This is a genomic window from Burkholderia sp. MSMB2157WGS (genome assembly GCF_001532755.1).
Taxonomy (GTDB): domain Bacteria; phylum Pseudomonadota; class Gammaproteobacteria; order Burkholderiales; family Burkholderiaceae; genus Burkholderia.
In genome coordinates this window covers 23,677-44,897 of record NZ_LPJG01000046.1, presented here as the reverse complement: position 1 = coordinate 44,897, position 21,221 = coordinate 23,677, and the positions used below count along the sequence as shown (strand labels likewise).

Sequence of the window (21,221 nt, the reverse complement as noted above, 5' to 3'; positions counted from 1 at the left end):
AGCGACGAGAGGATGACAACCACGAACTGTAGGGGCGAAATACTGATTCGGGCAAGCGCCGACGACCGGACCGGGGTTCCCGGCCGGCCGGCGGCGCCGCCGGCCGCGGCGGAGCGGACGCCCGCCGCGGATACTGCCTGACTGCTTACTGCTGCTTTGCTGCTGCGACTTGCGCGGCCACTTCGGCGGCGAAGTCGTCCTGGCGCTTCTCGATGCCTTCGCCGACGACGAACAGCGCGAACTTCTGCACTGCGGCATTCGCTGCCTTCAGCATCTGCTCGATCGTCTGCTTGTCGTTCTTCACGAACGTCTGGTTCAGCAGCGACACTTCCTTCAGGTACTTCTGGACGCTGCCGTCGACCATCTTCGCGACGATTTCGGCCGGCTTGCCCGATTCGGCAGCCTTCTGCTCGGCCACGCGGCGCTCCGTCTCGATCAGTTCCGCCGGCACGTCGGCCGACGACAGCGCGACCGGCTTCATCGCGGCGATGTGCATCGCGACGTCCTTGCCGACCTGCTCTTCCGCGCCCGTGTACTCGACGATCACGCCGATACGCGCGCCGTGCAGGTACGTGGCGATCTTGTTCGCGGTTTCGAAACGGACGAAACGGCGGATCGAGATGTTCTCGCCGATCTTGCCGACCAGCGCCAGACGCACTTCGTCGACCGTCTTGCCGTCGAGCGGCAGCGCCGACAGTGCTGCCACGTCGGCCGGGTTCTTCGTCGCGACGAGTTCCGCGACCGTCTTCGAGAATGCGAGGAAGTCGTCGTTCTTCGCGACGAAGTCGGTTTCGCAGTTCAGTTCGACCAGCGCGCCCGCGTTGCCGCCGACGAACGATGCGACGACGCCTTCGGCCGTCACGCGCGATGCGGCCTTGCTCGCCTTGTTGCCGAGCTTGACGCGCAGCAGCTCTTCAGCCTTGGCCAGATCGCCGTCGGCTTCCGTCAGCGCCTTCTTGCACTCCATCATCGGTGCGTCGGTCTTTGCGCGCAGTTCTGCCACCATGCTTGCGGTAATTGCCGCCATCATTCGCTCCTTGAGTCTGTATTCACAACGCCGCCCGCTTGGACGCGAACGGCCGGGATTCGTTTCCGGACCCGCGCCGATTCGGCGCGATCAGGTCCGGCGCACAAGCTTAAAAAAAGGGGGCCTGTTGAGAGCCCCCTTTTTGCGCCGGCTCGGGGCCAGTTACGCGTTTTCCTCGACGTACTCGTCGTCGCCGCGCGCTGCCTGGACCACTTCGTTGACCGCGTTCGCACGGCCTTCGAGGATCGCATCGGCCACGCCTTGAGCGTACAGCGCGACTGCCTTGCTCGAGTCGTCGTTACCCGGGATCACGTAGTCCACACCTTCCGGCGAGTGGTTCGTGTCGACCACGGCGATGACCGGCACGCCCAGCTTGTTCGCTTCCGTGACGGCGATCTTGTGGTAGCCGACGTCGATGACGAAGATCGCGTCCGGAATGCCGCCCATGTCCTTCACGCCGCCGATCGACTTCTGCAGCTTGGCGATTTCACGCTCGAACAGCAGCGCTTCCTTCTTGCTCATCTTCTCGGTTTCGCCCGCCTCGACGGCCGCTTCCATGTCCTTCAGGCGCTTGATCGACACCTTCAGCGTCTTGAAGTTGGTCATCATGCCGCCGAGCCAGCGTGCGTTGACGTACGGCATGCCCGCACGTTGCGCTTCCTGGGCGATCGTGTCACGCGACTGGCGCTTCGTGCCGACGAACAGGATCGTGCCGCGGTTCGCTGCCAGCTGGCGCACGTACTTCTGTGCGTCCGTGAACATCGGCAGCGTCTTTTCGAGGTTGATGATGTGAATCTTGTTGCGGTGACCGAAAATGAACGGAGCCATCTTCGGGTTCCAGAAGCGCGTCTGGTGACCGAAGTGGACACCCGCTTCCAGCATTTGGCGCATCGTGACTGCCATGTAAATTCTCCACGAGGGTTGGGTCTTAAGCCGGCCGCCGTACCGCCGCGCGAACCCGCCCGAAGGGCGCGAACTCCGCGCGGCCGGCACCCTGGTTGCGCCGGCTTGCGATTCGGCACGTGCAAAACGCCCGTGCCGCAAGCCTTTCACCGCGATGCCGCCCCAAAATGGGGAAAGTTCGGCATTTGGATATCGACTTAGCCAAAGAGTATAGCACGCGGATTTGTCGGCTCTCAAGTCGCGCGGCACTTTCGCTTGCCGCGCGGCAGCGGGCCGGACAATCCGCGAAAACCCGCATCCGGGCGGCCCGCAGGGGCTGCGAGGCCCGCCATAAGGTGCGATAATCCGTCAATTCACCGCATTCCAGGCATACCTCGATGGCTATTACGCTCAAAAACGAACACGATATCGCGGAGATGCGCGTTGCCTGCCGTCTCGCGAGCGAAGTGCTCGACTTCATCACGCCGCACGTCGTCGCGGGCGTCACGACCGCCGAACTCGACCGGCTCTGCCACGAGTTCATGATCAACGAGCAAGGCACGATCCCCGCGCCGCTGAACTACCAGCCGCCCGGCTATCCGCCGTACCCGAAGGCCACCTGCATTTCGGTCAACGACGTGATCTGCCACGGCATTCCCGGCGAGAAGGTGATCAAGAACGGCGACGCGCTGAACATCGACGTCACCGTGATCAAGAACGGCTATTTCGGCGACACCAGCCGGATGTTCATCGTCGGCGAGGGTTCGATCCTCGCGAAGCGCCTCGTGCAGACCACCTACGAATGCATGTGGCTGGGCATCGACCAGGTCAAGCCCGGCGCGCACCTCGGCGACATCGGCTACGCGATCCAGAAGCACGCGGAAGCGCAGGGCTACAGCGTCGTGCGCGAATACTGCGGCCACGGCATCGGCACGGTGTTCCACGAGGATCCGCAGGTCGTCCACTACGGCCGTCCGGGCACCGGCATCGAGCTGAAGGCCGGGATGATCTTCACGATCGAGCCGATGATCAACGCCGGCAAGCGCGACATCCGCACGATGCCCGACCAGTGGACGGTCAAGACGCGCGACCGCAGCCTGTCCGCGCAATGGGAGCACACGGTGCTCGTCACCGACACCGGCTACGAAGTGCTGACCGTGTCGGCCGGCACGCCGGCGCGCCCCGTGTTCGCGCAACCGGCCGCCGCCGTCTGAGCGCCGTCGCGCCCGCCCCGCCTCCGCACCCGAACGGCCGCCCATGAGCGCTCACGCTGCCCCCTCGCCCGAAGCGCTGTCGCGGCGCGCCGAATTCAAGGCCGCCAAGACGGAGCTGCTCGAGCGCTTTCGCCGCGCGGCGAACGTTGCGTCGCTGATGCACGCGCTGTCGAAACTCACCGACGATGCATTGAAGCGCGTGTGGGACGAATGCGGGCTGCCCGCGTCGCTCGCGCTCGTCGCCGTCGGCGGCTACGGGCGCGGCGAGCTCGCGCCCTATTCCGATGTCGACATCCTCGTGCTGCTGCCCGATGCGCACGACCCGGCGCTCGACGCGCGCATCGAGCGCTTCATCGGAATGGCGTGGGATCTCGGCCTCGAGATCGGCAGCAGCGTCCGGACGGTCGCGCAGTGCATCGAAGAGGCGTCGCAGGACGTCACGGTGCAGACCTCGCTGCTGGAAGCGCGCCGCATCGTCGGCAGCACCGCGCTGTTCGAGCGCTTCACCGTGCGCTATCACGAAGCGCTCGACGCACGCGCGTTCTTCACCGCGAAGGTGCTCGAGATGCGTCAGCGCCACGCGAAGTTCCAGGACACGCCGTACAGCCTCGAACCGAACGTGAAGGAAAGCCCCGGCGGGCTGCGCGACCTGCAGACCATCCTGTGGATCGCGCGCGCGGCCGGCTTCGGCAGCAGCTGGCGCGAACTCGACACGCGCGGCCTCATCACCGACCGCGAAGCGCGCGAGCTGCGCCGCAACGAAGGCTTCCTGAAGACGTTGCGCGCGCGGCTGCACGTGATCGCCGGGCGCCGTCAGGACATGCTCGTGTTCGACCTGCAGACGCAAGCCGCCGAAAGCTTCGGCTACCAGCCGACGCAGGCCAAGCGCGCGAGCGAGCAGCTGATGCGCCGCTACTACTGGTCCGCGAAAGCAGTCACGCAGCTCGCGACGATCCTGATCCAGAACATCGAGGCGCAGCTCTTCCCGGCGACGAGCGGCATCACGCGCGTGCTGTCGGCCGATCGCTTCGTCGAGAAACAGGGGATGCTCGAGATCGTCGACGACGGCGTGTTCGAACGCCATCCCGACGCGATCCTCGAAGCGTTCCTGCTGTACGAAACGACGCGCGGCGTGAAGGGCCTGTCCGCCCGCACGTTGCGTGCGCTGTACAACTCGCGCGAAATCATGAACAACACGTGGCGCCGCGATCCGCGGAACCGCGCCACGTTCATGCGGATCCTGCAGCAACCCGAAGGGATCACGCACGCGTTCCGGCTGATGAACCAGACGAGCGTGCTCGGCCGCTACCTGCTGAATTTCCGCCGCATCGTCGGGCAGATGCAGCACGACCTGTACCACGTGTACACGGTCGACCAGCACATCCTGATGGTGCTGCGCAACATCCGCCGCTTCGCGGTGGCCGAGCATGCGCACGAATATCCGTTCTGCAGCCAGCTGATCGGCAACTTCGAGCGCCCGTGGGTGCTGTATGTCGCGGCGCTGTTCCACGACATCGCGAAAGGCCGCGGCGGCGATCACTCGACACTCGGAATGGCCGACGCGCGGCGCTTCTGCCGCGAGCACGGCATCGCCGGCGACGATGCCGCGCTGATCGTGTGGCTCGTCCAGCATCACCTGACGATGAGCCAGGTCGCGCAAAAACAGGACACGAGCGACCCCGACGTCATCAAGCGCTTCGCCGAGGTCGTCGGCAACGAACGGTATCTCACCGCGCTGTACCTGCTGACCGTCGCCGATATCCGCGGCACGAGCCCGAAGGTGTGGAACACGTGGAAGGGCAAGCTGCTCGAGGATCTCTACCGCATCACGCTCGCGGTGCTCGGCGGCGCGAATCCCGACGCGCATTCGGAGCTGAAGTCGCGGCAGGAGCAGGCGCTCGCGCTGCTGCGCCTGGAAACCGTGCCCGAGGATGCGCACCGCGCCTTGTGGGATCAGCTCGACGTCGGCTTCTTCCTGCGTCACGACGCGGCCGACATCGCATGGCAGACGCGCGTGCTGTACCGGCACGTGAACGCCGAAACCGCGATCGTCCGCGCGCGGCCGTCGCCGATCGGCGACGCGCTGCAGGTGCTCGTGTACGTGAAGGACCGCCCCGACCTGTTCGCGGGCATTTGCGCGTATTTCGACCGCAACGGGCTGTCGGTGCTCGATGCGCGCGTCAGCACGACGCGGCACGGCTATGCGCTCGACAACTTCATCGTCACGCAGACCGAACGCGACGTGCGCTATCGCGACATCGCGAATCTCGTCGAACAGCAGCTCGCGACGCGGCTCGCCGAAACCGCACCGCTGCCGGAGCCGTCGAAGGGTCGCCTGTCGAGGCTGTCCCGGACGTTTCCGATCACGCCGCGCGTCGACCTGCGGGCCGACGAGCGCGGTCAGTACTACATCCTGTCCGTGTCGGCCAACGACCGGCCGGGCCTTCTCTATTCGATCGCGCGCGTACTCGCCGAACATCGGATCGGCGTCCATGCGGCGCGGATCAATACGCTCGGCGAGCGCGTCGAAGACATCTTCCTGCTCGCGGGCGCCGGCCTGTCCGACAATCGCCTGCAGATCCAGCTCGAAACCGAATTGCTGCGCGCGATCGCAGTCTGAATGAATCCCAGCGTTTATGCGCACCAAATTAACCGTCAAGAATCCGAAGCCGGCGTCGCCGACTCGCGCCCCTGTCCGCTCCGGCAGCCTCGTCGCCCGCAAGGCGGTGCGCCCCGCTGCGCCGCCCGCCGCAGACAAGCCGGCCCGCCCGAAGAAGGCGCCTGCGGCAGCCGCCGGCGAACGCTCGTTCAAGCCGCGCGGCGCCACAGGCGCCGAACGCGCGGGTGCGGATCGCGCACCGGCCCAGCGTGCGCCGCGTGACGGCGGTGCCGAACGCGGCCCGCGCGGCGCCCCCTATCGCGACAACGCAGCCGGCGAAGGCGCGAAGCGCAGTTTCGGCGACCGTCGCACGTCGTCCGATCGCCCGCCGCGCCGCAGCGACGACGATGCACGGCCGCGTCGTGCGGGTGCCGACGAAAACAAGCGACCGTCCTACCGCAACAAGGCGGCCGGCGAAGGCGCGAAGCGCAGTTTCGGCGACCGCCGCACGTCGTCCGATCGCCCGCCGCGCCGCAGCGACGACGATGCACGGCCGCGTCGTGCGGGTGCCGACGAAGGCAAACGCCCGTCCTACCGCGACAACGCGGCCGGCGAAGGCGCGAAGCGCAGCTTCGGCGACCGTCGCACGTCGTCCGATCGCCCGCCGCGCCGCAGCGACGACGCTGCACGGCCGCGCCGTGCCGGCAGCGACGAAGGCAAACGCCCGTCCTACCGCGACAACGCGGCCGGCGAAGGCGCGAAGCGCAGCTTCGGCGACCGTCGCACGTCGTCGGATCGTCCGCCGCGCCGCAGCTACGACGATGCGCGTCCCCGCCGCGCAGCAGGCGCTGACGACAACAAACGTCCGTCCTATCGCGACAAGGCGGCCGGCGAAGGCGCGAAACGCAGCTTCGGCGACCGCCCGACCCGCCCCGCGCGCGACGGCGAGCGCCGTTCGTTCGGCGCGGTGAAGACCGCGCAACCCGTCAAGCGCGCGGCGGCCGACGTCGACTACGGCGACGAAACGGGCCTGATGCGCCTGTCGAAGCGGATGTCGGAACTCGGCATGTGCTCGCGCCGCGAAGCCGACGAATGGATCGAAAAGGGCTGGGTGCTCGTCGACGGCGAACGCATCGACACGCTCGGCACCAAGGTGCGCGCCGACCAGAAGATCGAAATCGACGAGCGCGCGAGCGCGGCACAGGCCGCGCAAGTGACGATCCTGCTGCACAAGCCGGTCGGCTACGTGTCGGGCCAGGCGGAAGACGGCTACGAGCCGGCGGCCGTGCTGATCACGCGCGCGAACCGCTGGAGCGGCGATCATTCGCCGGTGCGCTTCTCGCCGCAGCACCTGCATGCGCTCGCACCGGCCGGCCGTCTCGACATCGACTCCACCGGCCTGCTCGTGCTGACGCAGAACGGCGTGATCGCGAAGCAGCTGATCGGCGAGCAGTCGGACATCGACAAGGAATACCTGGTGCGCGTGCGCTTCGGCGAACGACTGATCGACATCGACCAGCACTTCCCCGCGGAATCGCTCGCGAAGTTGCGCCACGGTCTCGAGCTCGACGGCGTCGCGCTGAAGCCCGCGCAGGTGAGCTGGCAGAACGGCGAGCAGTTGCGGTTCGTGCTGCGCGAAGGCAAGAAGCGCCAGATTCGCCGCATGTGCGAACTGGTCGGCCTCGACGTGATCGGCCTGAAGCGCGTGCGGATGGGCCGCGTGATGCTCGGCGCGCTTCCGCAAGGCCAATGGCGCTACCTGTCCGCCGACGAGACGTTCTGACCTCGGGCACGTAACGTACGCCCGCCAAGAAAAAACCCGCTCGCGCGGGTTTTTTCTTTTCCGCGGCAGCGCCGCCGATCAGTCGTCGTCGGCCGGATCGAGCCCCGGGAACAACACCTCGGTGAAGCCGAAGCGCGTGAAGTCGGTAATCCGCATCGGATACAGCTTGCCGATCAGGTGATCGTATTCGTGCTGGACCACGCGCGCGTGGAACCCCTCGGCGACACGATCGATCTTCTCGCCGAACTGGTCGAAGCCGCTGTAGCGCACCTTCGCGTAGCGACTGACGACGCCGCGCATGCCCGGCACCGACAGACAGCCTTCCCAGCCCTCTTCCATGTCCGGCGGCATGTACTCGATCTTCGGGTTGATCAGCACGGTCTCGGGCACCGGCGGCGCATCCGGGTAGCGGTTGTTGTTGCCGAAGCCGAAGATGATGATCTGCAGCCCGATGCCGATCTGCGGCGCGGCCAGCCCGGCGCCGTTCGCATGGTGCATCGTCTCGAACATGTCCGCGACGATCTCGTGCAGTTCGGCCGTATCGAACCGCTCGACCGGCTGCGCGATTTCGAGCAGGCGCGGATCGCCCATCTTCAGGATCTCGCGAATCATGGCGTATTGCCCTCCAGGAGTTGGTGCAGACCGTCTTCGTCCAGCACGGGGATGCCGAGTTCCTCGGCCTTCGCGAGCTTGCTGCCGGCTTCGGCGCCCGCGACCACGTAGTCCGTCTTCTTCGATACCGAACCGGCCACCTTGGCGCCCGCCGCTTCGAGCATCTCCTTCGCCGCATCGCGCGTGAGATTCGGCAGCGTGCCCGTCAACACGACGGTCTTGCCGGCGAGCACGCCCTGCGGCGCCTTCGGCGCGGGCGGCCCTTCCGGCCACGTGACCTTGCCGGGCGCGCGCAGTTGCTCGATCACCGTGCGGTTGTGCTCTTCCGCGAAGAACTGGTGAATCGACTCGGCGACGATCGGCCCGACGTCGTTGACTTCGAGCAGTTCCTCGATCGACGCGTCCATGATCGGCGTCAGCGAGCCGAAATGCTTCGCGAGATCCTTCGCGGTCGATTCGCCGACATGGCGAATGCCGAGCCCGTAGATGAAGCGCGCGAGCGTTGTATGCTTCGCCTTCTCGAGCGAGTCGAGCAGGTTCTGCGCGGACTTCTCGGCGAACCGGTCGAGTTCGGCCAGCGTCGCGAAGCCGAGATTGAACAGGTCGGCCGGCGTACGCACCAGATTCAGCTCGACGAGCTGGTCGATGATCTTCTCGCCGAGGCCGTCGATATCGAGCGCGCGGCGCTGCGCGAAATGCCACAGCGCCTGCTTGCGCTGCGCCGGGCAGAACAGCCCGCCCGTGCAGCGCGCGATCGCCTCGTCCGGCAGGCGCTCGATCTTCGAGCCGCACACCGGGCATTCGGTCGGCATCACGAACTCGGCCGCATCCGCCGGGCGCCGGTCGAGCAGCGCGCCGACGACTTCCGGAATCACGTCGCCCGCGCGGCGCACGATCACGGTGTCGCCGATCCGGATGTCCTTGCGGCGCACTTCGTCCTCGTTGTGCAGCGTCGCGTTGGTCACGGTCGCGCCGCCGACGAACACCGGCTCGAGACGCGCGACCGGCGTGATCGCGCCGGTACGGCCGACCTGCACGTCGATCGCGACGAGCTTCGTCAGCGCTTCCTGCGCGGGAAACTTGTGGGCGAGCGCGAAGCGCGGCGCACGCGACACGAAGCCGAGCCGCTCCTGCTCGTCGCGCCGGTTGACCTTGTAGACGACGCCGTCGATGTCGTACGGCAGCGCATCGCGCTTCTCGCCGACCTTGCGGAAGAAACCGAGCAGGCCATCGGCGCCGTGCACGACCGCGCGCTCGCGGTTCACCGGCAGGCCGAACGCCTCGTACCAGTCGAGCAGCGCGCTGTGCGTATCGGGCATCGGCATGCCGTCGAGCACGCCGATCCCGTACGCGAAGAACGACAGCGGACGCTGCGCGGTGATCTTCGGGTCGAGCTGACGCAGGCTGCCCGCCGCCGCGTTGCGCGGGTTCGCGAATTCGCGCTGCTCGGCCGCGCGTTGACGTTCGTTCAGGCGTGCGAAATCGCGCTTGAACATCAGCACCTCGCCGCGCACGTCGAGCACGGCCGGCACGTGCTTGCCCTTCAGCTTCAGCGGAATCGAGCGGATCGTGCGCACGTTCTCGGTCACGTCCTCGCCCGTCGTCCCGTCGCCGCGCGTCGATGCCTGCACGAACACGCCGCGCTCGTAGCGCAGCGAAATCGCGAGGCCGTCGAACTTCAGTTCGCACGCGTATTCGACGGGGTCCGTCACCGAGCCGGCGAGATCGGTCGTCTTGGCCAGCGCGTCGGCGACGCGCTTGTCGAACGCGACGATGTCCTCGTCGGCGAAACCGTTGTTCAGCGACAGCATCGGCGCATCGTGCACGACCGGCCTGAAGCCGCCGGCCGCTTCGCCGCCGACGCGCTGCGTCGGCGAATCGGGCGTCACGAGTTCGGGATGGTCGGTCTCGAGCTGCTGCAGCTCGCGGAACAGCCGGTCGTATTCGGCGTCGGGCAGATCCGGCTGGTCGAGCACGTAATAGGCGTAGTTCGCCCGCTCGAGTTGGTCGCGCAGCCACGCGGCACGCGCATCGGGCTGGCTGGCTGGCGGTTCGGCTTGGGTTCGGGCCATGCTGGCGGCAGATTCGTTCTGAAAAATCGGATACCCGATTATCTCAGTTTGACGCCGCGGCGGGGCACGCAATGCGGGCCGGATGACGTGCTGCGGCGCACACGAAACGGTGTGCGCCGCAGCGGCGAACGACGGCGCCGCAGCTCGCCGTCCGCGCCGTCGCGTTACTGGCTGAAGAGGCGCCGCGTGACCGGCGAACCGGCCGGGATGCCGGCTTCCTCGAGCTTCGCGTACAGCTTCATCAGTTGCTGCTCGATCGCGAGCAGCGTCGACTCGGGCAGCGGCCGGCGCGAATCGTCGACGACGCGTGCGCCGATCCGCTCGGACAGCGATTTCGCGTAATCGCACATCAGCCGGAACGGCAGGATGTCCTCTTCGGCCACCGGCACGTCGAGCACCAGCGTGATCATGTTGCCGCCCTTGTACGTCAGGTCGTCGCGCAGGAAGTTCGTATCGCCGAACTGCAGCATGAACACCGGGTTCTGCTTCGCGTCGAGCTTCACGAAGCGCGTGCCGTCGCGCGACAGCAGCAGCCCGTCCTGGGAAGCGACCGCCTGCACGTAGTTCGCGGACCACGGCGCGCCGTCCGACATCACGTTGATCGACAGCTGTGCGTCGCACTGCGCGGCAAACGCGTCGAGCTCGCGCGCCATCGCGACCGTTTCCATCATGTCCGGGAATTCCGGCGCGCCGTCGATCGCGTCGGCGAACTGCTGGACGCCCGTCACGAATTCGGAAAATTCGAGCTCGTTCAGCGCGCCGCTGCGGTTCGCGAGCTGCGCGGCCGCACGCAGCTCTTCATAGCGCACGCCGTTCTGCAACAGCTCCCACTGGCCGCCTTCCGGCTTGCCTTCGATATGCACGGGCTTGCTGCCCGCGCGGCGCAACCGCTGCGCGGCCGGCAGGATCTTGTCGCCCGGCAGCGGACCGGTGAGGCGGATCGGCACGATGCAGTCGATCCGGCGGTCGACGATCGCGGGCGGCGCCGACGAGACCGTCGTCGCGGCCGGCATCACCGGTTCGGTCGGCTCGGCCGATTCGGCCGCCGCTTCGCGTGCGGCGGCGGGCACGGCTTCTTCACCGGCAGCCGGTTCGGTCGATTCGGACGACGTGTCGACGCCCGTCGCCTCGGCCTGCAGGTCGGCCGGCATATCGGCCGGCGCCGCACCGCCGGCGGCCCCGCCGAACGTCGGCTCGACGCGCGCGGCGTCGGCCGCGGTCGCCGTCGCGATCGGTGCCGCGGGTTCGCGGCGCACCGACTGACGCACCGGTTCGATGAACGGCAACTCTTCGTCGCGCTCGGGGCGGTTCATCGCCTCGGTCGCTTCCTCCGGCATCGGGCGCGGCATCCTGCGCCGCACTTTCGCGCCCTGCCATGCGTTGTAGACCACGACGCCGCCCACCACGGCGGCGCCCGCGCCGATCAAACCGAGTGTCAACTCGTCCATGCACGCTCCATCAGCAATTCTTTTTCGTCGGGACCGCGAACGGGCGCCCATGCGCCGCGCGAACGCGGTCCGGTTTCGTCAAACGTCAATTCTGGGCAAAACCCGCGGCGGTTTCCATGTCCACCGCAACGATCCGCGACACGCCCTGCTCCTGCATCGTCACGCCGATCAGTTGCTGCGCCATTTCCATCGCGATCTTGTTGTGCGAAATGAACAGGAACTGCGTCTTGTCGGACATCGCGCGCACGAGATTCGCGAAACGCTCGGTGTTCGCGTCGTCCAGCGGCGCGTCGACCTCGTCGAGCAGACAGAACGGCGCCGGGTTCAGCTGGAACATCGCGAACACCAGCGCGGTCGCGGTCAGCGCCTTCTCGCCGCCCGACAGCAGGTGAATCGTCGCGTTCTTCTTGCCGGGCGGCTGCGCCATCACCTGCACGCCGGCATCGAGAATCTCGTCGCCCGTCATGATCAGCTTCGCCTGGCCGCCGCCGAACAGGCGCGGGAACAGGTCGCTGAAATGACGGTTGACCTCGTCGAAGGTGCCCTGCAGCAGCGTGCGGGTTTCCTGGTCGATCTTGTGGATCGCGTCCTCGAGCGTCGTGATCGCGTCGATCAGGTCGGCCGATTGCGCATCGAGGAACACCTTGCGCTCGCTCGCGGCCTTCAGCTCGTCGAGCGCGGCCATGTTGACCGGGCCGAGCGCATTGATCGCGTTGTTCAGGCGCGTGACTTCGCCCTGCAGGTACGACGGCTTCAGGTCCGGCGTCAGCTTCGCGGCCAGCGCGGCCTCGTCGACCTCGGCGGCCGCGAGCTGTTCGGCGAACTGCTCGACGGACAGGCGCGCGGCCTGCTCCTTCAACTGCAGCTCGGTGATGCGGTCGCGCAGCGGCTGCAGCGAACGCTCGGCGACGAGCCGCTGCTCGTCCGACGCACGCAGCTTCGCGGTCAGGTCGTCGAGCTCGATCCGCGCGGCCTGCAGCGCCTCTTCCTTCACCGCACGAATCTCGAGCGCGTCCTGCAGGCCGGTGTGCGCGGTCTGCTCGTTGATCGTCTCGAGTTCGGCGCGCGCGTCTTCCAGCGACGCGGCGACGCGCTCGCTCTGCTCGTGCGCCACCTGGATCGTGCGCTTGAGTTCGTCGATCCGCGTCACCGCGTTGCGTGCGGCGAAGCGCGCGTCGTTCGCGCCGCGCTCTAGGTCGCGCGCTTCCTGACGCGCCTGCGTCAGCGATTCGTCGAGCGACTCGAATGCGAGCTGATTGTCCTCGAAACGCGCCTGCAGTTCCGCGAGCTCGCCGTCGAAGCGCTCGAAATTCGCTTCCGACTCGGCACGCAGCGCACGCTGCTCTTCGATTTGCGCGCCGATTTCCTCGAGTTCCTCGCGAATCTGCGTGCTGCGCTGCGTATAGCGTTCGTGCGCCTGCGCGAGCTTCAGCACGTCCATCTGCAGCGCATGCACGCGCTGCGTCGCACGCTCGGCCTGCGCGCGCACGTCGCCGAGCGCCTGCGTGGCCTGCGTGTGCGCGGCTTCCGCACGCACGGCAGCCGTGCGCGCCTCGTCGGCGAGCAGCGCCTGCGCACGCACCTGGCGCGCCAGGTTTTCGATTTCCTGCTGGCGGGCCAGCATCCCGGCCTGCTCCGAATCGGCGGCGTACAACTGCACGCCGACGCGCGTGACGATATGGCCGGCCTTGACGACGAACGCGCCGCCTGCCGGCAGCTGCGCGCGCGTCGCGAGCGCCTGCGCGACGTCGTCGGCGACATAGACGTTGCCGAGCCAGTCGTTCAGCACCGCGCGGATGCCCGCGTCGTCGATGCGCACGAGCGACAGCACCGGCCGCAGCCCGGCCACTGCGGCGGGCGGCTCGCCGGCCGCGGGCGGCGCGTAGAACGCGAGCTTCGCGGGCGGCGCATCGGTCGCGAATGCCTTCACCCAGTCGAGATTCGATACTTCGAGCGCGGCGAGACGCTCGCGCAGCACGGCCTCGAGCGCCGCTTCCCAGCCGGCCTCGACGTGCAGCTTCTTCCACAGACGCGGCAGCGCGCCGAGCTCGTGCTTGTCGAGCCACGGCTGGATCTTGCCTTCGGTCTGCACGTTCTCCTGCAGCTGCTTGAGCGCGGCGAGCCGCGCCTCGAGCTGGTGGATCTGCGCGCTCTCGGCCTGCACGCGCTCCTGCGCGGCACGGCGCTCGCCGTCGAGGCGCGGCAGCGCCTCCTGCGCATCGCTCAGACGTGCCTGCGCTTGCGCGAGGATCTCTTCCTGCTCGGCAAGCTGCATGCGCAACTCCTCGAGCTGTGCTTCATCGGGCGCATCCAGCCCGCCCGCCTCGGCCTTCAGGCGCTCGTGGCGCTGCTGAAGCTGCTGGAGCTGCTGGTCGGCGTTGCGCTGGTGCGCGGCTTCGAGCTTCAGCGACTGCTCGGTCTGCGCGATCCGCGCGCGCTCGTCGTTGAGCTGCGCCTGCGCGTCGCGCCACTTCGCTTCGAGCGCCGGCAGCGCATCGTGCTTCGCGGCCGCGTTGTCTTCGGCGAGCGCGGCCTTCTCGTCGGCCATCGCGCGCGCCTCTTCGGCTTCCTCGAGTTCGTCCTGCGACTTCTCGGCCTGCGCGCGCCACTGCTCGCGCTGCGCATTCAGCGCGGCGATCTGCGCCTGCACGCGATTGCGCGATTCGACGATGAACTTGATCTCGGCTTCGAGGCGGCTCACCTCGGCGTTCGCTTCGTAGAGCGCGCCCTGCGCGCCCTGCATCGCGTCGCTCGCCGAGTAGTGCGCGACGCGCAGCGTCTCGAGCTGCGCCTCGACTTCGCGCAGCTTCGCCGTCTGTGCTTCGAGGTCGATCTGCGCCTGTTCGATCGCGCGCTGCTGCTTCTGCTGCTCGCCGGCGGCCTCGTTCTTGCGCAGCAGCCACAGCAGGCGCTGCTTCTCCTCGCCGTCGGCGACGAGTTCCTTGTACTTGGTCGCGACCACCGCCTGCGCCTCGAGCTTCTCGAGGTTCGCGCCGAGTTCGCGCACGATGTCCTCGACGCGCGTCAGGTTCTCGCGCGTGTCGTGCAGGCGGTTCTCGGTTTCGCGGCGGCGTTCCTTGTACTTCGACACGCCGGCGGCTTCCTCGAGGAACACGCGCAGCTCTTCCGGCTTCGCCTCGATGATCCGCGCGATCATGCCCTGCCCGATGATCGCGTACGCACGCGGCCCGAGGCCGGTGCCGAGGAAGATGTCCTGGATGTCGCGGCGGCGCGCCGGCAGGTTGTTGATGTAGTAGCTCGACGTGCCGTCGCGCGTCAGCACGCGCTTGACGGCGATCTCGCCGTACTGGCCCCACTGCCCGGCCGCGCGGCCGTCGGAGTTGTCGAAGATCAGTTCGACGCTGGCCCGGCTGCCGGGCTTGCGGGCGGTCGAACCGTTGAAGATCACGTCCTGCATCGATTCGCCGCGCAGCTCGGACGCGCGCGACTCGCCGAGCACCCAGCGCACGGCATCGATGATGTTGGACTTGCCGCATCCGTTCGGGCCGACCACGCCGACGAGCTGGCCCGGAACCTGGAAATGCGTGGGATCGACGAAGGATTTGAAGCCAGCGAGTTTGATCGAGCTCAGACGCACGGCGGTATCGGATGTGAAGAAGGTGTGAAACGGACGGGGCCGCCCGGCGCGGGGCCGGAGAGCCCCTGCGCGCCACGCGCCCCGGAATTCAAAAACGGGGCCGCGCGCATCCAGCGTTGGGCCCCGCAAACGGCTTCCATCATACCATCGCGCGTGCGCCGTCCCGACCGTCGCCGGGTTTGTCCGGTACCGGCGCGGCACGATGGACCCGGCTCGACAGCAGCGTCGCCAGCACGATGCACGCGCCGCCCGCCCACTCGCGCGCGCTCGGCAGCTCGTTCGCGAACACCCACGCCGACAGCGCGGTAATCACGATCTCGAACAGCATGATGATCGACGCGCGGTTCGCCGGCACGCGCGCGAGGCCGTACTGGACGAGCAGGTTGTTCGACGCCATCGTCACGCCGATCGCCGCGACGATCAGCGCGGCCACGCCCAGCTGAGCGCTCGCCGGCGCGGCCGGCAACCCTTCGAACAGCGACGCGATCGCGCCGAACACGGCCGCGCCGCCGAACAGCGTCGCGGTGCGCATTTCGGCGCGCATGTCGGGCAGCTCGCGGCTCGCCTTGATCACCAGCACGTTGCTCATCGCGAAGCTCAGCCCGGCCGCGAGACCCGCCCATTCGGCCGGGTTGGCCGGCAGCGGCAAGCCGAGCGCCGGCGACCACAGCATCAGCATCGCGCCGCCGATCGACAGCGCAGCCAGCCCTGCGCCCGCCCAGGTCAGCCGTTCGCGCAGCAGGAAGTGCGCGTAGATCGCGGTCCAGGCCGGCGTCAGGTAGAACAGCAGCATCACGCGCAACACCTCGCCGTGAATCGTGCCCCATACGAACCCGAGGTTCGTCACGCCGGCCGTCACCGCGATGCCCGGCAGCACCCAGTGCCAGCGCAGCGTCGCGATCGTGCGGTGCCGCGCGACGATCACGAACAGGAACGCGACGAGGCTCGTCAGCGCGCTCGCGAGCGTGCCCGTCACGCCGAGCGACGCGAGGATCCGCAGCGGATACCAGATCAGGCCCCATACCGACGCGCCGATCAGGATGGCCAGCGTCGGCAGGCTGCCGCGTACCGCGTTGTTCATTTGATTCGATACCCTTTATTCGACCGGCCCGGCCGCCGCGCCGGCAGGCCGTGACCGCATTTCGTCACGTTATAATCGTCCGCTGCGACCCGCGCGCCCGCCGCGCCCGTTCGCAGCCGCGCGGCGCGCCCGCCGCTTCTTTCGCTCCAACCGGCCGCGATGGCCGCTTCGCCCGTGAACCCTCGACTCGACTCGCTCCAGCCCTATCCCTTCGAAAAGCTGCGCGCCCTGTTCAAGGACGTGACGCCTTCCGGCGACCTCAAACCCATCAGCTTCGGCATCGGCGAGCCCAAACACGCGACGCCGGCGCTGATCCGCGAAGCCGTGGTGGCCGCGCTCGACGGCCTCGCGTCGTACCCGGCCACGGCCGGCTCGGACGCGCTGCGCACGTCGATCGCGCGCTGGCTCGAGCGCCGCTACGGGCTGCCGGCGATCGATCCGGCCACGCAGGTGCTGCCGGTGTCGGGCTCGCGCGAGGCGCTGTTCTCGCTCGCGCAGACCGTGATCGACGCAAGCCCGCGCGCGGACGGCAAGAAAGCGATCGTACTCTGTCCGAATCCCTTCTATCAAATTTACGAAGGCGCGGCCCTCCTGGCCGGTGCCGAACCCTATTTCGCGAACAGCGACCCGGCGCGCAACTTCGCGTGCGACTACGCGGCCGTGCCCGACGACGTGTGGGCGCGTACGCAGCTCCTGTACGTGTGCTCGCCCGGCAACCCGACGGGCGCCGTGCTGACGCTCGACGACTGGCGCGAGCTGTTCGCGCTGTCGGACCGCCACGGCTTCGTGATCGCGTCCGACGAGTGCTATTCGGAAATCTATTTCGACGAAGCGGCCCCGCCGCTCGGCGGCCTCGAGGCCGCGCACCGCCTCGGGCGCGGCTTCGAGCGGCTCGTGATGCTGTCGAGCCTGTCGAAGCGCTCGAACGTGCCGGGCATGCGCTCGGGCTTCGTCGCCGGCGACGCCGCGCTGCTGAAGCAATTCCTGCTGTACCGCACGTACCACGGCGCCGCGCTGTCGCCGGTCTGGCAGCACGCGAGCATCGCCGCGTGGAACGACGAGGCGCACGTGCGCGAGAACCGCGCGCTGTACCTGCAGAAGTTCGATACGGTCACGCCGATGCTCGCCGACGTGATCGACGTGAAGCTGCCCGACGCCGCGTTCTACCTGTGGGCCAACGTCGCGCGCACCGGCCTGTCGGACACCGAGTTCGCCCGCCGCCTGTACGCCGACTATAATGTGACGGTTCTGCCCGGCTCGTACCTGGCGCGCGATGCGCACGGCACCAACCCGGGCCGCGATTTCATCCGGATCGCGCTCGTCGCGGGCACCCCCGAATGCGTCGAGGGCGCGCAACGCATCGTCGATTTCTGCCGCTCCCTCGCGCGGTAATCGTCCATCCCGATCAATTCCATCCATCTCCTGCGAAAACGAACATGTCGCAACAACTTCAGCAAATCATCGATACCGCCTGGGAAAACCGCGCCGAGCTGTCGCCGAAGGCCGCGCCCGCCGACGTCCGCGAAGCCGTCGCTCACGCGATCGAGCAGCTCGACAAGGGCGCACTGCGCGTCGCCGAGAAAATCGACGGCAACTGGACCGTGCACCAGTGGCTGAAGAAGGCCGTGCTGCTGTCGTTCCGCCTGGAGGACAACGCGCCGATGCCGGCCGGCGGCTATTCGCAGTTCTACGACAAGGTGCCGTCGAAGTTCGCGAACTACACGGCCGAAGATTTCGCCGCGGGCGGCTTCCGCGTCGTCCCGCCGGCGATTGCGCGCCGCGGCTCGTTCATCGCGAAGAACGTCGTGCTGATGCCGTCGTACACCAACATCGGCGCCTACGTCGACGAAGGCACGATGGTCGACACGTGGGCGACGGTCGGTTCGTGCGCGCAGATCGGCAAGAACGTGCACCTGTCGGGCGGCGTCGGCATCGGCGGCGTGCTCGAGCCGCTGCAGGCGAACCCGGTCATCATCGAAGACAACTGCTTCATCGGCGCGCGCTCGGAAGTCGTCGAAGGCGTGATCGTCGAGGAAAACTCGGTGATCTCGATGGGCGTGTACCTCGGCCAGAGCACGAAGATCTACGACCGCGAGACGGGCGAAGTGAGCTACGGCCGCATCCCGGCCGGCTCGGTCGTCGTCGCCGGCAACCTGCCGTCGAAGGACGGCTCGCACAGCCTGTACTGCGCGGTGATCGTGAAGAAGGTCGACGCGAAGACGCGTGCGAAGGTCGGCCTGAACGAGCTGCTGCGAGGCGACTGATGGCGAAGCCGCACACCGTGGTCGTCTACGGCATTCCGAACTGCGACACCGTGAAGAAGGCCCGTGTGTGGCTCGACGATCACGGCGTCGAATTCGAGTTCCACGATTTCAAGAAGCTCGGGGTCAGCGCGCCGCTGATCGAAGACTGGCTGAAGGACGTGTCGCTCGACGCGCTCGTGAACAAGCGCGGCACCACGTGGCGCGGCCTGGACGACGCGATGAAGGCCGCCGCCGAAACGAAGACCGGCGCGGTCGCGCTGATGATCCACAAGCCGTCGGTCATCAAGCGCCCCGTGCTCGTCGTCAACGGTCGCGTGAAATCGCTCGGCTTCGCGGCCGATCAATACGCGGCGCTGTTTGCCGCATAGGGCCACCCGCGCGGCGCTCGCGGGCGCCGCCCGACGCCCTGTCGCTGCCGGCCACCGCGCCGGCATTTTTTATCGAAAGTGGTCCGAACCATGTCCGCCACCCTAGCCCTTACCGAACAACTGATCGCCCGCGCGTCCGTGACGCCCGACGACCAGCATTGCCAGCAGATCATGACCGAGCGCCTCGCCGCGCTCGGCTTCGAATGCGAGACCATCGCGTCGCACGGCGTGACCAACCTGTGGGCCGTCAAGCGCGGCGCCGACGGCCGCGACGGCAAGCTGCTCGCGTTCGCGGGCCACACCGACGTCGTGCCGACCGGCCCGCTCGAACAGTGGACCTCGCCGCCGTTCATCCCCGCCCATCGCGACGGCAAGCTGTACGGCCGCGGCGCGGCCGACATGAAGACGTCGCTCGCGGCATTCGTCGTCGCATCCGAGGAATTCGTCGCGGCCCATCCCGGCCACCGCGGCGCGATCGCGTTCCTGATCACGAGCGACGAGGAAGGCCCGGCCACCGACGGCACCGTGAAGGTCGTCGAACTGCTGCAGGAGCGCGGCGAGCGGCTCGACTACTGCATCGTCGGCGAGCCGACGTCGAGCGCCGAGCTCGGCGACGTCGTCAAGAACGGCCGCCGCGGATCGATGTCCGGCGAACTCGTCGTCAAGGGCGTGCAAGGCCACATCGCGTATCCGCACCTCGCGAAGAACCCGATCCACCTGCTCGCACCGGCGCTCGCCGAGCTCGCGGCCGAACAGTGGGACGCAGGCAACGAATACTTCCCGCCGACCACCTGGCAGGTGTCGAACCTGCACGCCGGCACCGGCGCGACCAACGTGATCCCCGGCCACGCCGACTTGCTGTTCAACTTCCGCTTCTCGACCGCGAGCACGGTCGAGGGCCTGCAGGCCCGCGTGCACGCGATCCTCGACAAGCACGGCCTCGAATACACGCTGAAGTGGTCGGTGAGCGGCCTGCCGTTCCTCACGCCGCGCGGCGAACTCTCGGGCGCGCTGGAAAACGCGATCCGCGCCGAGACCGGCATCACGACCGAGCTGTCGACGACGGGCGGCACGTCGGACGGCCGCTTCATCGCGCGCATCTGCCCGCAGGTGATCGAGTTCGGCCCGCCGAACGGCAGCATCCACAAGATCGACGAGCATATCGAGGTGCGCTTCGTCGACCCGCTGAAGAACGTGTACCGACGCGTGCTCGAACAACTGATCGCCTGACGGAGCCTCGCATGACGACACCTTTCGCCACCATCCGCGACCTGCTGCGCTACGCGGTCACGCGCTTCTCGAAAGCGAAGCTCGCGTTCGGCCACGGCTCCGACAATGCGTACGACGAAGCGGCCTACCTCGTGCTGCATACGCTCGACCTGCCGCTCGACACGCTCGAGCCGTTCCTCGACGCGCGCCTGCTGCCCGACGAAATCGCGGCCGTGCTCGCGGTGATCGAACGACGCGCGACCGACCGCGTGCCGGCCGCCTACCTCACGCACGAAGCGTGGATGCACGGCCACCGCTTCTACGTCGACGAACGCGTGATCGTGCCGCGCTCGTTCATCGGCGAGCTGCTCGACGACGGGCTGCAGCCGTATGTCGCCGATCCCGAGCAGGTCGACGCGGTGCTCGAACTGTGCACCGGCTCCGGCTGCCTCGCGATCCTCGCGGCGAGCGCGTTCCCGAACGCCGAGATCGACGCGGTCGACCTGTCGGACAAGGCGCTCGAAGTCGCGGAGATCAACGTGCGCGACTACGGTCTCGAAGACCGCATCGGGCTGCACCGCGGCGACCTCTATGCCCCGCTGCCCGCGTTCCGCACCGATCCCGACTCGCGCTACGACGTGATCCTGACGAATCCGCCGTACGTGAACGCCGCGTCGATGGCCGCGCTGCCGCCCGAATACCGGCACGAGCCGGAGATGGCGCTCGCCGGCGGCGACGACGGGATGGACATCGTGCGGCGCATCGTCGCCGAAGCGCACCGCTGGCTGCATGACGACGGCGTGCTCGTCGTCGAGATCGGCAACGAGCGCGAGCACGTCGAAGCGGCGTTCGGCGGTCTCGAGCTCACGTGGCTGCCCACCAGCGCGGGCGACGACGCCGTGTTCCTGATCCAGGCGTCGGACCTGCCGCGCAAGGCCTGAGCGTTTCCGGCCCGCCCGCCGTGCGGTGCCCCGTTGCGCCGCACGGTTGGGTAAGATGCGCGGAGGCGGCCACCCGGCCGCACGACCTCCGGAATCGACTCCGGAGTCCCCTCGGGAGTCCTT

At 67.9% G+C, this 21,221-nt stretch carries 15 protein-coding genes; 8 read left to right on the top strand and 7 right to left on the bottom strand.

What is annotated here, in order from left to right:
- Positions 1–145 precede the first annotated feature (145 nt).
- Positions 146–1,027: a translation elongation factor Ts gene (gene tsf / locus WT53_RS27405; protein ID WP_034207664.1), complete on the bottom strand. Its 882-nt coding sequence runs from the start codon at positions 1,025–1,027 to the stop codon at positions 146–148.
- Between the two features lie 162 nt (positions 1,028–1,189).
- The gene (gene rpsB, locus WT53_RS27400; protein ID WP_034207665.1) at positions 1,190–1,930 is read right to left on the bottom strand and encodes a 30S ribosomal protein S2; all 741 of its coding nucleotides are present in this window, start codon (positions 1,928–1,930) and stop codon (positions 1,190–1,192) included.
- A gap of 377 nt (positions 1,931–2,307) precedes the next feature.
- Here rpsB and map point away from each other — a divergent pair, with 377 nt between their 5' ends.
- From map to WT53_RS33045, 3 genes are read left to right on the top strand one after another with little or no spacing between them, the layout of a single operon-like run.
- Positions 2,308–3,123: a type I methionyl aminopeptidase gene (gene map / locus WT53_RS27395; RefSeq protein WP_034207666.1), complete on the top strand. Its 816-nt coding sequence runs from the start codon at positions 2,308–2,310 to the stop codon at positions 3,121–3,123.
- A gap of 43 nt (positions 3,124–3,166) precedes the next feature.
- On the top strand, positions 3,167–5,743 hold the full coding sequence (locus WT53_RS27390; RefSeq protein WP_034207667.1) for a [protein-PII] uridylyltransferase: 2,577 nt from the start codon (positions 3,167–3,169) through the stop codon (positions 5,741–5,743).
- A gap of 16 nt (positions 5,744–5,759) precedes the next feature.
- On the top strand, positions 5,760–7,505 hold the full coding sequence (locus WT53_RS33045; RefSeq protein WP_080747788.1) for a pseudouridine synthase: 1,746 nt from the start codon (positions 5,760–5,762) through the stop codon (positions 7,503–7,505).
- A 78-nt stretch (positions 7,506–7,583) separates the two neighbouring features.
- Here WT53_RS33045 and def read toward each other — a convergent pair whose 3' ends face one another.
- From def to WT53_RS27360, 5 genes are all read right to left on the bottom strand, one after another.
- Positions 7,584–8,117 carry a peptide deformylase gene (gene def, locus WT53_RS27380; RefSeq protein WP_034207668.1) on the bottom strand — a complete coding sequence of 178 codons (534 nt, stop codon included), beginning with the start codon at positions 8,115–8,117 and terminating at the stop codon, positions 7,584–7,586.
- On the bottom strand, positions 8,114–10,189 hold the full coding sequence (ligA, locus tag WT53_RS27375; protein ID WP_034207669.1) for an NAD-dependent DNA ligase LigA: 2,076 nt from the start codon (positions 10,187–10,189) through the stop codon (positions 8,114–8,116). The genes def and ligA overlap by 4 nt, the downstream gene beginning before the upstream one ends.
- A 164-nt stretch (positions 10,190–10,353) precedes the next feature.
- A complete protein-coding gene (locus WT53_RS27370; protein WP_034207670.1) occupies positions 10,354–11,637 on the bottom strand; it encodes a cell division protein ZipA C-terminal FtsZ-binding domain-containing protein in 1,284 nt (427 codons plus the stop codon).
- Positions 11,638–11,722: 85 nt separating this feature from the next.
- On the bottom strand, positions 11,723–15,235 hold the full coding sequence (gene smc, locus WT53_RS27365) for a chromosome segregation protein SMC (RefSeq protein WP_059823762.1): 3,513 nt from the start codon (positions 15,233–15,235) through the stop codon (positions 11,723–11,725).
- A 139-nt stretch (positions 15,236–15,374) separates the two neighbouring features.
- On the bottom strand, positions 15,375–16,316 hold the full coding sequence (locus WT53_RS27360) for a DMT family transporter (protein ID WP_060262376.1): 942 nt from the start codon (positions 16,314–16,316) through the stop codon (positions 15,375–15,377).
- Between the two features lie 159 nt (positions 16,317–16,475).
- On the opposite strand from WT53_RS27360, the gene dapC reads away from it, so the two are divergent.
- The 5 genes from dapC to prmB all read left to right on the top strand — a co-directional run bounded on the left by dapC (position 16,476) and on the right by prmB (position 21,098).
- Positions 16,476–17,708, top strand: coding sequence for a succinyldiaminopimelate transaminase (dapC, locus tag WT53_RS27355; RefSeq protein ID WP_060262374.1), 1,233 nt, complete (start codon positions 16,476–16,478; stop codon positions 17,706–17,708).
- Between the two features lie 44 nt (positions 17,709–17,752).
- The gene (gene dapD, locus WT53_RS27350) at positions 17,753–18,580 is read left to right on the top strand and encodes a 2,3,4,5-tetrahydropyridine-2,6-dicarboxylate N-succinyltransferase (protein ID WP_006478479.1); all 828 of its coding nucleotides are present in this window, start codon (positions 17,753–17,755) and stop codon (positions 18,578–18,580) included.
- Positions 18,580–18,948: an ArsC family reductase gene (locus tag WT53_RS27345; protein ID WP_034207673.1), complete on the top strand. Its 369-nt coding sequence runs from the start codon at positions 18,580–18,582 to the stop codon at positions 18,946–18,948. Before dapD ends, WT53_RS27345 begins: the two co-directional genes overlap by 1 nt.
- Before the next feature lie 90 nt (positions 18,949–19,038).
- Complete coding sequence (gene dapE / locus WT53_RS27340) at positions 19,039–20,178, top strand: succinyl-diaminopimelate desuccinylase (RefSeq protein ID WP_034207674.1); 1,140 nt, start codon at positions 19,039–19,041, stop codon at positions 20,176–20,178.
- Between the two features lie 11 nt (positions 20,179–20,189).
- Positions 20,190–21,098 carry a 50S ribosomal protein L3 N(5)-glutamine methyltransferase gene (prmB, locus tag WT53_RS27335; protein ID WP_034207675.1) on the top strand — a complete coding sequence of 303 codons (909 nt, stop codon included), beginning with the start codon at positions 20,190–20,192 and terminating at the stop codon, positions 21,096–21,098.
- Positions 21,099–21,221 lie beyond the last annotated feature (123 nt).